Source organism: Methylovulum sp., from assembly GCF_028687615.1.
In the GTDB taxonomy this organism is placed as follows: domain Bacteria; phylum Pseudomonadota; class Gammaproteobacteria; order Methylococcales; family Methylomonadaceae; genus Methylovulum.
This window is the reverse complement of the sequence record NZ_JAQTZU010000014.1, coordinates 61,283-73,630: the sequence shown is the minus strand read 5'-3', so window position 1 is coordinate 73,630 and position 12,348 is coordinate 61,283. Positions and strand designations below refer to the sequence as shown.

16 protein-coding genes are annotated in these 12,348 nt (G+C 45.8%); 2 read left to right on the top strand and 14 right to left on the bottom strand.

Features of this window, described 5'->3' with window-relative positions; all coding sequences use genetic code 11:
* Positions 1 to 13 precede the first annotated feature (13 nt).
* From PHH59_RS10305 to PHH59_RS10275, 7 genes are all read right to left on the bottom strand, one after another.
* Positions 14 to 670, bottom strand: coding sequence for a DUF4276 family protein (locus PHH59_RS10305; RefSeq protein WP_300015268.1), 657 nt, complete (start codon positions 668 to 670; stop codon positions 14 to 16).
* 3 nt (positions 671 to 673) lie between these two features.
* Positions 674 to 1,909, bottom strand: coding sequence for an AAA family ATPase (locus tag PHH59_RS10300; RefSeq protein ID WP_366904877.1), 1,236 nt, complete (start codon positions 1,907 to 1,909; stop codon positions 674 to 676).
* A 131-nt stretch (positions 1,910 to 2,040) separates the two neighbouring features.
* Entirely contained in the window at positions 2,041 to 3,060 is a 1,020-nt protein-coding gene (locus PHH59_RS10295) for an ATP-grasp domain-containing protein (protein ID WP_300015262.1), read from the bottom strand.
* Positions 3,061 to 3,065: 5 nt separating this feature from the next.
* Positions 3,066 to 3,671, bottom strand: coding sequence for a TerD family protein (locus tag PHH59_RS10290; protein ID WP_300015259.1), 606 nt, complete (start codon positions 3,669 to 3,671; stop codon positions 3,066 to 3,068).
* A 9-nt stretch (positions 3,672 to 3,680) separates the two neighbouring features.
* A complete protein-coding gene (locus PHH59_RS10285; protein WP_300015256.1) occupies positions 3,681 to 4,256 on the bottom strand; it encodes a TerD family protein in 576 nt (191 codons plus the stop codon).
* A gap of 143 nt (positions 4,257 to 4,399) precedes the next feature.
* On the bottom strand, positions 4,400 to 4,795 hold the full coding sequence (locus tag PHH59_RS10280; protein WP_300015253.1) for a hypothetical protein: 396 nt from the start codon (positions 4,793 to 4,795) through the stop codon (positions 4,400 to 4,402).
* A gap of 81 nt (positions 4,796 to 4,876) precedes the next feature.
* Positions 4,877 to 5,452, bottom strand: coding sequence for a TerD family protein (locus tag PHH59_RS10275; protein ID WP_300015250.1), 576 nt, complete (start codon positions 5,450 to 5,452; stop codon positions 4,877 to 4,879).
* Between the two features lie 490 nt (positions 5,453 to 5,942).
* Between PHH59_RS10275 and PHH59_RS10270 the strand changes: the two genes are divergently transcribed.
* Positions 5,943 to 6,152 (top strand): hypothetical protein, encoded by a 210-nt coding sequence (locus PHH59_RS10270; protein ID WP_300015247.1) that lies wholly within the window; start codon positions 5,943 to 5,945, stop codon positions 6,150 to 6,152.
* Between the two features lie 476 nt (positions 6,153 to 6,628).
* On the opposite strand, the gene PHH59_RS10265 is transcribed toward PHH59_RS10270, so the two are convergent.
* The gene (locus PHH59_RS10265) at positions 6,629 to 6,985 is read right to left on the bottom strand and encodes a helix-turn-helix domain-containing protein (protein ID WP_300015244.1); all 357 of its coding nucleotides are present in this window, start codon (positions 6,983 to 6,985) and stop codon (positions 6,629 to 6,631) included.
* 301 nt (positions 6,986 to 7,286) lie between these two features.
* On the opposite strand from PHH59_RS10265, the gene PHH59_RS10260 reads away from it, so the two are divergent.
* Entirely contained in the window at positions 7,287 to 7,490 is a 204-nt protein-coding gene (locus PHH59_RS10260) for a hypothetical protein (protein WP_300015241.1), read from the top strand.
* Positions 7,491 to 7,716: 226 nt separating this feature from the next.
* On the opposite strand, the gene pnp is transcribed toward PHH59_RS10260, so the two are convergent.
* The 6 genes from pnp to rbfA all read right to left on the bottom strand — a co-directional run bounded on the left by pnp (position 7,717) and on the right by rbfA (position 12,346).
* Positions 7,717 to 9,798 (bottom strand): polyribonucleotide nucleotidyltransferase, encoded by a 2,082-nt coding sequence (gene pnp, locus PHH59_RS10255; protein WP_300015238.1) that lies wholly within the window; start codon positions 9,796 to 9,798, stop codon positions 7,717 to 7,719.
* Between the two features lie 113 nt (positions 9,799 to 9,911).
* Positions 9,912 to 10,181, bottom strand: a complete 270-nt coding sequence (rpsO, locus tag PHH59_RS10250) for a 30S ribosomal protein S15 (RefSeq protein ID WP_019868341.1) — start codon at positions 10,179 to 10,181, stop codon at positions 9,912 to 9,914.
* Between the two features lie 175 nt (positions 10,182 to 10,356).
* Positions 10,357 to 11,259, bottom strand: coding sequence for a tRNA pseudouridine(55) synthase TruB (gene truB, locus PHH59_RS10245; RefSeq protein ID WP_300015367.1), 903 nt, complete (start codon positions 11,257 to 11,259; stop codon positions 10,357 to 10,359).
* A gap of 23 nt (positions 11,260 to 11,282) precedes the next feature.
* Positions 11,283 to 11,492: a hypothetical protein gene (locus PHH59_RS10240; RefSeq protein WP_300015230.1), complete on the bottom strand. Its 210-nt coding sequence runs from the start codon at positions 11,490 to 11,492 to the stop codon at positions 11,283 to 11,285.
* Positions 11,493 to 11,554: 62 nt separating this feature from the next.
* Positions 11,555 to 11,833: a hypothetical protein gene (locus PHH59_RS10235; RefSeq protein ID WP_300015227.1), complete on the bottom strand. Its 279-nt coding sequence runs from the start codon at positions 11,831 to 11,833 to the stop codon at positions 11,555 to 11,557.
* Between the two features lie 141 nt (positions 11,834 to 11,974).
* Entirely contained in the window at positions 11,975 to 12,346 is a 372-nt protein-coding gene (rbfA, locus tag PHH59_RS10230; RefSeq protein WP_300015224.1) for a 30S ribosome-binding factor RbfA, read from the bottom strand.
* Between the last annotated feature and the right edge of the window lie 2 nt (positions 12,347 to 12,348).

The window sequence follows — 12,348 nt, the reverse complement described above, 5'->3', positions numbered from 1 at the left end:
TTCAATTGTTGGCTCAGATTGCCATCCGTCGTAAACCATCCCGAAAACAGCAAAAACTAGGTGATTGGTTTTGATCAACGTTTAAATGTCGGGAGATTTCTTTTGCCCATTTTCTTTTTTCTTCAAGCACTAAAGGCGAACGCTTGTTTTTCAATAACAAAGCATCAATTCCACCCAAATGAATGGCTTCAGCTAAAAGTTCCCATGTGCCGATTTGTGAGTCTTGTACATAATTATCGAGAATATCTTGCCGTACATCAGGATAGGCGGATTTTAATGCGGCTGCATCTCCTAAAAACCACGCTTCCAATTCTTCAACGGCAATACGGAATAAGGTGCGCGGCTTAATTTCGCAATAATCCAATAAAGCCAGCAATTGATTTTTAAATGCTATGCAATCTGCTTTATCATCAAGGTCAACCAACACAAGCACGACCAAATTTGGGTTTTGTTCTATGCCGTAGCTTTTTAATTTTGCAGGTAAATTGTGCAATAGTGTCTGATCGTTTTTATTAGGCTCTGCGGCAGGATTCTCTGGCAGTTTGCCAATACCTCGATGCGGGCGAATATTCCAAGTATGGGGTTGGCGATATTCGCCAATAATTTTTGGCATTAATATGGATAAAGCGGTATTTTCGCATTGCCCCTCAACCAAAATCTCAAAGTGCATAGTTTAGCGGGCATCCAGATAATCGCTGTACCATAACGACCCTAAAGGCAAACCTTCATTGACCATGTTTTGGACGTAAGGAATATCACTGGCACGGGTTATTTTGGCGAAACCGTCTTCGCCTTTTTCCAGTACCCAAACTTCTTCCGGTTCTAAGGCATCAACAAAATAAGGCTGGTGCGTGGTGATGAACAATTGTGAGCCGTCATCCTTTCCGGTGGCATGGCTACGGAATTCGGCGGCTAAGGTTTCCAGCAGTTTGTGGTATAGGCCGTTTTCGGGTTCTTCGATGCAGATGAACGGCGGCGGATTGGGGTCTTCTAAAAGTAGCAAGTAGGCGAAGACTTTGAGTGTGCCGTCGGACATTTGCGGGGCGTAAAATGGCTTATCAAAGCCTATGTCTTGGAACAGCAAATGCAATTGGTTGCTGATCTGGTCGCGGTAGGTTTTGATTGAACCAATGCCCGGAATTTTTTCAGCGATGCGGTTTAGGATGTTTTGGAATTTGTCGCGGCGTTCGCGTTCCATGAATTGCACAAAATTGGCGATATTGTCGCCTTTACTGTTTAGGTGTTGTTGTGCGCCGGACATGGGCAGAGTTCGGGCGGCATCGGGAGTAAAATAACTAAGATACCAATTTTCGATAAATTGACGAAAAGCCGATATTCTAGGATGTTGGGTAAGCGCACCTAGCGTAGCTATACCCAGTTTTCTATTATCAGTTAACCCGACTGCTTCAAATGAATTCAAGCCATTTTTTTGTGCGATTTGATTGATTACAGATATTGATAAATTTGAGCTTTCGTTTCTAAACTCATGAGTTGCTTCGGAAAGGAGTGTTTGGAGCTTATCAAGCTCGAAACCATTTTCATTAGTGTCATTTAAATTTATTTCCTGATCTTTTAAAGCAAAACCAAATCCTTTGATAAGCACTAAGTAATAAATCGTACTTTTACTGGATACTTGAAAAAATGACTCAGCCGTTATAAAAGGTCGGCCATTCCCATCAATATCAACAGAAATTTTATATGTAATAAGAGAATGGCTGACACTTTCCCTATAAGCTATTTCAAATTCAATGGCACCTGATTGTCCTTGCGAGCGAATCCCCTCGAACCCGCCTCGGCCAGATAAATCACAAGCATCTTCAACTCCTAATTTAAGAGCGTCTGCTAAAAAACCAAAAACATCAAATAGTGTGCTTTTACCAACGCCGTTTTTACCTATAACAACGGTCATTGGTGTTAATGGCTCAATGTCAAAAACGTTCCATAATTTACCCAACGTCACATCCTTCAACGTCTTAAAATTCTTGACCCGAATGCCCTCAATCTTAGCCATAAGCTATCCGCCATATTTATAGCCGAACGTCAACCCACATTCCTCAACACCACAGGCATCCCCACTTCCGTAACCCGCAAGCCATAATCAATGCTAGGCACAATCACCTTCTCCCCCTTGATCGCCTGTAAAGCGACTTTCGCCAGATTCACGCCCGCCAAACACGCCATGCCAAAACCGCCTGACGGACGCGGGTTGATTTCCAGCAACTTTGGCCCGTACTTGCCTTCCTTAAACTGGATGTTGAACAAGCCGTTCAGGCGGTAATGCCTGCTCAGGCGTTCAACCATACCCTGTATATCGGCGTTGTTGTCAATTTCCTGACCGTGGCCTTTGAGCAGGGGTTTTTTACGTTGCACGGCGCATAGCAGTTCGCCATGCCGCCCGGCGCAATCGACGCTCCATTCGTGTCCGCCCAAGTGTTCCATGACCAACATCGTCTCGAAATGACGGGTGTTGAACATACCCAAACGCAATTCGGATAGCGGGATTTGGTATTCCACGCCTTTGGCTAAATGGGTGATGCTGTCGCGCTGAGTGTCAAGGATGCGGAAACCCAGGCCAAACACGGACACGGAAGGTTTGACGCACAGGCTTTCGTGGCGGGTGGACAATTCCATGACGGCACGGTCGAACGCATCCAGATTATCAACGGCAATAAAGTCCATCGTCGGGGCAATTTCGGGGTTTAGCGCGGCGTAAAACCCGGCTTTGTTGTCGAGCAAACTCAGCGTGTTGTAATCGGCAACCGACAGGACTTGCACACCGATGGCCTGGAAACGCTCATGATGCTTGCTGATAAGCGCCGCTTCTTTGCCGGGCCAAAACAAACCGATCCGATGGCTTAGGCAAAAATCCAAACACCAGAGTAGATAAGCTTCATCAATCAGGCTCGGTTCAAGGTAGTATTCGTCTGCCGCCAAAAAAGCCGAGGCGGTGTTGTGGGTGTGGGTGCAGATAATCGTGACTTCACCTGGCCGTCCGGCCAGGTGAAGGTTATTAAAGACTGCGCTGATGGTGGAGAAGGTTTTATTGAACCAAATGCGCATTAGTTTTAAAGATGGGGGATGATTTGCGGCAGCAAATTTTCGATGGTGCGGCCGGTGCCGTTTTCGCCGATGGCGTGCATTTTCCATTCGCCATTGTGGCGGTAGACTTTAGCCATGATTTGCGCGGTGTGCGAACCTTGCGAACTGAGCGTGTAACGGGCGATTTCAGCTTTGTTGCTGCTATCGACCATGCGGCAGTAAGCATTTTCAACCGAATCAAAGGTTTGTCCGGTAAAGGAATTGACCGTGAACACCAACGATTTGACGTTGGCAGGCACTTTATCCAGGTCAACGATGATTTGCTCGTCATCGCCGTCACCATCGCCGGTGCGGTTGTCGCCGGTGTGGGTGATGCTGCCATCTTTGCTTTTCAGATGCCCGAAATAAACAACATCTACCGATTTGTTGTTATCGTCAAACATCACGCAGGAGGCATCCAAGTCTATCGAATCACCCGCGCCCGCGCCGCCACCAAACAGGCCTCCCAGCATACCGCCTTTTTTCTCGCTTTTTTTCGCATCCCAGCCCAAGCCCATAATGACTTTGCTTAAGCTGCCGCCGGATTCTTTGGACAACGATATTTTTTGCCCTTTTTGTAAATTAATAGCCATCATAGTTCCTTAAACGTTGACGCCAAACGACGCCGCCAATGGGCCTAAGCCACCGGCAAAGCCTTGGCCTACGGCTTTGAATTTCCATTCTGCACCGATGCGGTAAATTTCGCCGAAAATCATCGCCGTCTCAACTGACGCATCTTCGCTCAAATCATAACGGGCAATTTCTTGCCCGCCTTCTTCATTGACGATGCGGATGAAAGCATGGCTGACTTGGCCAAAGTTTTGTTTGCGGGTTTCGGCATCGTAAATGGTTACGGTGAAAACGACTTTATCCAAATCGGCAGGAATTTTTGCCAATTCAACTTTAACGACTTCATCGTCGCCCTCGCCTGCCCCGGTGGTGTTATCGCCCATGTGTTGGACGGCGCCATCAGCAACGACTTTATTGTTGAAAAAACAAAAATCGCTATCGGAACGGACCTTGCCGTCCAGTTTGACCAAAAACGCGCTGGCATCCAAATCGAACGCCGCGCCGTCGGTGGAGCGGGCATCCCAGCCTAAACCCACGATGATTTTGTTCAAGCCTGGGACTTCTTTGCTTAAGTTGACGTTGCCGCCTTTTGTCAATGATATTGCCATGATTTTATTCTCCTCGTTTGTTATTGATTAACTAAAAAAAACAATTTCCGTTTTTATCGTTACGGAAAGTCGATAACGCTAAGCTTCGCTAGAGTGACAAGTTGGGCTTTTGTTCAAAATCAATGGAGCAGTCCATTCATTCTTTAATCAGTTTCTTTCTGTTCCGGTTTTTCGGCTTTTAATAGCTCTGACAGAAGCTCAATATGAGATTTTAATTGTGGTGTCACAGGAATTTTCCAAGCTCTTCCAATGATATGCGACAGCAAATTAGTCAACCACAGCTTGTTTGATTGGGCTTGCTGGATGATAAATGTGTAGTTTTCCCCATCGTTGACCATAGCAAAATCTTCCACCCACACTTCAATCGCCTCCACTTCGCCGTTTAGCAGGGTTCGAACGTAGACTTTCCGGGTTTCCAGATCAAACTTAAAATCGGTCAGTTCGGCAATGCCTTTAAGTACAATATTCGCCCCCCATACCACCATGATCTTGGGTGTACATTTTATTGCCAATTTTATTAAACGGGCTTTATAACTCATTTTTAGCCTTTATCAGTTGGATGTATGATCAAAAACAAAGGAACGCTGTTTGTAGAACCGGTTTAGGTACATAATTATGATTTATACATTAATGCCGCATTGCCGCGCCAACGCCGCCAAACCGCCGGCATAGCCTTGCCCGACTGCGCGGAATTTCCATTCGCCGCCGTGTCGGTAGATTTCACCAAAAATCATTGCGGTTTCTATGGAAGCATCTTCGCTAAGATCAAAACGGGTCACTTCTATACCGGTATCTTTATTGACGATCCTAACGAACGCATGGGTGACTTGACCGAAATTTTGTTTACGTTGCTCAGCTTCGTGGATAGTCACCGTGAAAACCACGCGCTGTACGTCGCCAGGAACTTTATCGAGCAACACGATAACAGACTCATCATCACCATCACCCGCCCCCGTGCGGTTGTCACCGGTATGTTCAACCGAGCCGCAAGTGGATTTCGTTTGGTTATAAAAAATAAAATCACTGTCTGAGCGGACTTTGCCATCTTCCTTGACCATGAATGCACTGGCGTCCAAATCAAAATCAGCACCATCCGTTGGCCTGGCATCCCAACCTAAGCCGACTATGACATTTTTAAGGCTAGGGTCGGTTTTTGACAAACTGATATTGCCGCCTTTACTTAATGAAATACTCATAAAATCAATCTCAAAAAATTTAATTGGTATATTGGGTTTACATCGAAATTATAGATCCGCCAGCAACGATAAATTCATATTGCTTGGAAAGTTTAGCAATCGTTTATGCCTTAGTGACAAGCACTTGCCGCTATCATAACCTTTAATAAGGCGTTTTCCTAGATGGACGCCCTGCAATGGATATGGGAAGGGCGGCGCTTTGTGATTAAAAATAATTTTTTAATTTTAAGCAGTGACTTCACAGGCGATTATTTCTTATTTATTTTCAATTTGTTGCAAAATATAAGCATACGACAATACTAACTAAATTTTAATAATCTTGTAATTTTTCTTTAATAGCTTTGACACAATACTTTTATCATGATAAAAATTACACCGTTGTTTAAGAAAAACTTTCGACAACCAACTCATAAATCTTGAATTTAGGGTTGCTCCCTTTGAGGAAAGGGAAATAACAAAAATATCAATAACTATAGATGAGGATTTTAAAATGGCTGAAGCTCAAGATGACAATACACTGTGGTACGTTGTTGGCGGTTGCATCGCTGGCATCATTCTATTGGTTGTTTTACTGAAAAAAGATGAAACCAAACATTTGCAAAGTGGTACTGTTGCAGCACTACAAACTGAAACTTTTTCTAACATAGAAAAAAGACACACTAGCAACAACGCTACTGCGTCACAAATTTCAGGCAAATAAGTAGTATAAAAAACCCTCCGTATGAGAAATCATCGGAGGGTTTTTTTATGTTAAAAATTTGTGATTGTCCCACATCAAATCCTAAAGCCAAGCACTTCAAGCTTGGATCTGTTGTACAAATCCTCCTTGCCATAACCCTCTCCCCACACAACAAACTGAAGCAAGCATTCGACATTTCCCCAACCGCTAAAAATCTCTAGACAACCCAAGGTTTACGCATAAACAAGATCGCCGAATTTGCTGGCGGCGTCCAACCAAAGCCAGATAGCTTCGTCGCCTGACAATGCACCATAACTTCGTATAATTTTGGGTGGGCGAAATATTTTTACCATCGTTTCATAAGCCTAAACTTAACTTAGGAATAAGCCTAAAATAATTTTGGCAATTGCCAACACAGACCTGTCAGGTTTTTAAAACCTGACAGGTCTTATGACATCAATCCTTAATAATAGGGATTCCAGAATCTGGAAACTATATTAATCATTGCCCAAAAATGCCAACAATGCTTTTTGTCTGCGTTCTGGCAACTTAGCAAAAAGGCCCAACAAATATTTTTCTTTAGGCGACAATTCCCCGTAACTGTTATTCGGCTCTTTAATTGTGTAATGCCAAACCATATCGCCACGCCCAGTCGCTAACCACTCAAAACTCACTCCCGTAATTGTTGCTATTTTAATCAGATTTTGAGTTGACGGTTCCTTGCGTAAATGCGCCGATTCCCATTGATTGGCAGATGAGCGTTTGACACCAACCGATATAGCCAGCATCGCCTGTGTCAGCTTTGAATGCTCTCTCGCCTGTTTGATTCGTAGATAAAGGTCATTATTTTCCATGTAAAAAGTTTACTGACAGACAGTATAACGGTCTACGAGCCTATTGGCATACTAATTATGTATTCTAATAGAAACCAAAATATTGCTGGCTTATTGCTTAACAAGTGTTGTTTACTTATAATAAACAATAACTAAGTAATTAAATTAAAATAAAATAATGTGAAAAATTACCAAAAATAATGGTAATAATTACTTCATCTAAGCCATTTGGCAAACCGATAGCGGCGTGAACAAATAATTATTACCTTACAGACCACCAATAATGCCGTTACATAAGTTATTGGTAACCACGAGACATAAAATGCAAAATAAATATGATTTTTCCCTCAAGGAACAAAGCAAACTTTCCGTTCCTGTAGAAGATATGCAAGTAGCTATTTATTTAAATAAAGATGTATTGCTGTATTTAGCTGAAAACTGCCAAGTGAGCCAAGAAAATTTAAGTGTATTAGTCAATTATTTATTGAGCACGTATATTGAAATGGCCCGGCGCGGAGACCTGTAAGCACCCATTATTTCAAGTGGGATGATGTTCGCACCAACAATTACTTTTTCTACTCCCATCTCACTTTGAAAACGTACCACCTTGAAATAAGGAAACATCTTCTAAATCAAAGGTTATCTCTCTATAAAGGCATACGGTTTTTCAGTCAGATGGGAGTAATACATTTTAGTAGCCACAAAAAAAGGGTCTTAAGACCCTTTTAGTTTTTACCGCCAACGGACAACGCTTATTCTTCTTTGTCCGCTTCCTTCATACTCAACCGGACACGGCCTTGGCGGTCAATTTCCAGCACTTTCACCCGCACCACATCGCCTTCGTTCAGTCTGTCGCTGACTTTATCGACGTGTTCATCGGAAATTTGCGAGATATGCACCAAACCGTCTTTGCCAGGCAGGATGGTGACAAATGCGCCGAAGTCCATCAGGCGGACGACTTTGCCTTCGTAGACTTTGCCGACTTCGACTTCTTCGGTGATTTCTTCAATCATGCGGCGGGCTTCTTCACCTGCGGCTTTGTCCACCGAGGCGATTTTGACGATGCCGTCATCGGTCAGGTCAACGCTAGCACCGGTGATTTCGGTGATGCCGCGTATGGTGGCGCCGCCTTTGCCGATCACTTCACGGATTTTGCTAGGGTCGATTTTGAAGGTGATGATGCGCGGTGCAAAATCAGACATTTCTTCGCGGGTTGAAGCCAACGCCTTGTTCATTTCGCCAAGGATATGCAAACGGCCTTGCTTGGCTTGTTCCAGCGCGGTTTTCATGATTTCGGCAGTGATGCCGTCAATCTTGATGTCCATTTGCAAAGCGGTGATGCCCTGTTCTGAACCGGCGACTTTAAAGTCCATATCGCCTAGGTGGTCTTCATCGCCCATGATGTCAGACAAGACCGCAAAACGGTCGCCTTCCTTGATCAAGCCCATCGCAATACCGGCAACCGGTGCGCTGATCGGCACACCGGCGTCCATCAATGCCAAGGAACTGCCGCACACGGAAGCCATAGAACTGGAGCCGTTCGATTCGGTGATTTCAGAAACCACGCGGATGGTGTAGGGGAATTCTTCCATGTTCGGCAGCACGGCGGCGACACCGCGTTTTGCCAAACGGCCATGGCCGATTTCGCGGCGTTTTGGCGAACCGACTTGACCCGTTTCACCTACGCTGTACGGAGGGAAATTGTAATGCAGCATGAACGGTTCTTTGTATTCACCCGCCAATGCGTCAATGATTTGCGCATCGCGTTGTGTGCCTAAAGTGGCGACCACGATGGCTTGGGTTTCGCCGCGTGTGAACAGGGCCGAACCGTGGGTGCGTGGCAATACGCCAGTGCGGATGCTGATCGGGCGGATGGAATCCAATGCGCGTCCGTCGATACGTTTGCTTTCGTTTAAGATCGCATTGCGGACGATGGTGTATTCCAGATGTTCGATAATCGTGCGGATCGCATTCGCTTCGTAGTCACCGTCAGCGGTGAGTTTTTCAACGGCGGCGTTACGGATGGCTTTGAGCTGTTCTTGTCTGATCAGTTTTTCCGGCACTTGATAAGCGGCTTTGATGTCCGCTGCAACCGCCGCAGTCACTAATCCAACTAAAGTGGCATTGGCTTCGGGAGCTGTCCAACCAACCACGCCTTTGCCTGCCGCATTGGCAAATTCGTTGATCGCGTTAATCGCCGTTTGCATGTGTTCGTGACCGAACAACACTGCGCCTAACATGACTTCTTCGGATAAGCCAGCGGCTTCAGATTCCACCATCAATACCGCGTGGGCTGTGCCGGCGACAACCAAGGTCAATTGTGATTCTTTTAATTCTGCTGGGGATGGGTTTAACAGATACGCACCGTCTTTATAACCGACACAAGCCGCACCGATAGGGCCGTTAAATGGCAAGCCGGAAACCGCCAAAGCTGCGGACGCACCTAAAAGGGCTGGAATTTCGGGATCGACACTAGGGTTTAACGAAACCACGGTGGCAATTATCTGCACTTCGTTGGTATAGCCTTCAGGGAAGAGCGGACGAATGGGACGGTCTATCAAACGGGACGTTAAGGTTTCTTGCTCACTAGGCCGCCCTTCGCGTTTGAAAAAACCACCCGGGATTTTGCCCGCCGCGTAGGCTTTTTCTTGGTAATTTACGGTCAACGGGAAAAAATCCCCGCCATTGGCTTCTTTTTTGCCCACCACGGTGACGAGCAAAGTGGTACCGTCAACGTCGATCATCACCGCGCCGTCGGCTTGGCGGGCAATTTCACCCGTTTCTAGCTTGACTGTGAGTGCGCCGTATTGAAATTCTTTCCTGATAGGATTCACTATAAGATTCCTTTGTGTAGAGGTTCGGATAAGGATATGGCGACCATATCCCTACTGGGGTTGTAGCGTTTCTTGTTAGGGACGCAAACGCTTGCGTCCCCCCAATGGCATCTTTACTTACGCAGACCCAGACGTTCAATCAAAGAACGGTAGCGGGCGACGTCTTTATTTTTCAGATAATCCAACAACTTGCGGCGTTGGTTGACCATGCGCAACAAACCACGGCGGGAATGGTTGTCTTTTTTATGGGCGGCAAAGTGCGGTGTCAAATGTGTGATGTGCGCGGTCAACAACGCGACTTGCACTTCTGGGGAACCCGTGTCGGTTTCTGTCAAACGGTAAGCTTCAACAACGGCTTTTTTTTGTTCTGCGGTAAATGGCATGTTTTGATAATCCCTATAAGATTAAAGTATAAAAAAATAAAGCCGCCAAAGGGCGACTTAGGAAAAATCCTGTTCCACGATAGGGTGTAGAGCAGGACGGCGTGGCTTCGACACAAGGCTTGCATCTTGGCCTATTGACGTCTCCAGTATTGTGAAGACGAAAAACAGTGTGTATCTATTTGTTCATATTAAACAATTTTCTCGGTGCTATTTTACCATCCAATAGCATTTCCCCCAACCCCAAAAACAGGGTTTCGTGGTACAGCCTGACAGTACCCAATCCGGCATTTTCAAAGTGGATGGCCTGCCCATAATTGATAGCGATGGTTTGTGCGTCAGACAGATACACGGCTGGCAGCGCGGACAAAGGTTTATCAACTGGAATCAAGGTGTTGAACAGCGTTTGTTCGTCCATCGCCGCCAATGTTTCCAGTGTCTTGGCTTCGCTGATGGAAAACTGCCCTGCCCCCAAACGCCGTAATGCCGTCACCGTGCCGCAAGTGCCTAAGGCGTGGCCTATGTCTTCCGCCAAAGAACGGATGTAAGTGCCTTTGGAACAAGAAACGTCCAAGTCCAATTGATCAGCCGTATGGCTTAACAAAGTCAATCCGTAAATATGGATGTTCCTCGCCTTGCGCTCTATCGAGATGCCTTCGCGTGCCAATTCGTAAAGTTTTTTGCCCTGATGTTTCAAGGCCGAATACATCGGCGGCACTTGCTCGATTGCGCCCGTGAATTTTTGTAGACAGGCTTCAATGTCGGAAAGCGTCAACGCCGGCACCGGTTTTGTGTCAACCACCTTGCCTTCGGCATCCCCGGTATCGGTCATCACGCCTAATTGCACGGTGACTTGATAGCGTTTGTCGTCGTCCAGCATCAACGCAGACACTTTGGTCGCTTCGCCAAAACACAGCGGCAATAAGCCACTGGCTAACGGGTCTAAAGCTCCGGTATGCCCAGCTTTATTGGCATTGAACAAGCGGCGGACTTCCTGCAAAGCCTTGTTGGAAGACACGCCTAAGCGTTTGTCCAACAAAATAATGCCGTGGACGTTACGGTCGGAGGTGCGTTTGCTCACCAATACTTTATCCAACAATAGCTTCATTGATAGCCGTCAAAATCAGTCAGTGGCTCATTAAAATCATCGCTAATAGCAAACAATCCTGTAGCTGTACCTAATTTGCGTTTAACTTGCGAAGCAAATGGAATGATTTTGGCGACAGGCTGGTTATGTTGCAAAACAACGATTTCTTCACCTTGTTCAATCAACTTAATCCATTCAGGTTGTTGTTCAATTTCCAATGTCAGCATAGTTACCTCTGAAAAATAAATTAGATGTTAATCGCCATTACTTTTGAAACAGAATCATGCCATCAAAATACGCTCGATTCAGAAATAAAAAATCTTAACTGACCCATTTTTAGCCATTCACTATTTAAGGAGTAATCAAATGAATCAGTCGGGATGTTTAGCGGTGACAAAATATCCCGCTCCGTTTGCGCTGCTAATAATTGCTTGGCTACGTCGGCAGCGATAGCCAAGGTTTCTGTCAAGGTCTGCCCTTGCGCCACCAAGCCTTGAATATCCTCAGATGTTGCCAAACAAACCCCTTCGGGCAATTTTTCTATGTGCAAATTAACCAGATATTCCATCACAATCTCCGGCTACCAACTTAAGGCGGGACACAGGTAATTTCCCAATTACTCGTAGGTATTTAGACCTTCCAGGTTTTTAAAACCTGGAAGGTCTGGCCCAGTTGTTTTTATCCCGCCTTAAGTTGGTAGCCCAATCTCCTAAGACTCATCTTCAGGCAATGTCTTGTTGACTTCGCTCAACAATTCCGCCACCCGCATCCCCGTATCAAATGAATCATCGTAATGAAAACGTAGTTCAGCGATGTGACGTAGGCGCATCCGTTTGGCGAGCAGGTGGCGGATTTGCGGGGCGAGTTCGTTCAACACTTTCAGATTGGCTTTTTTGCCGTCGGCATCGGCGTTCAGCACGGTGACGTAGACTTTCGCGACGGCGAGGTCACGGGTGACCTCGACTTCGTTGATGGTGACGAACCCCAACCGTGGATCGTCAACCTCACGTTGCAGAATGTACGAGAGTTCTTTCTGCATTTGCGAGGAGACGCGGTCTTTGCGGCCATACTCTTTTGCCATGC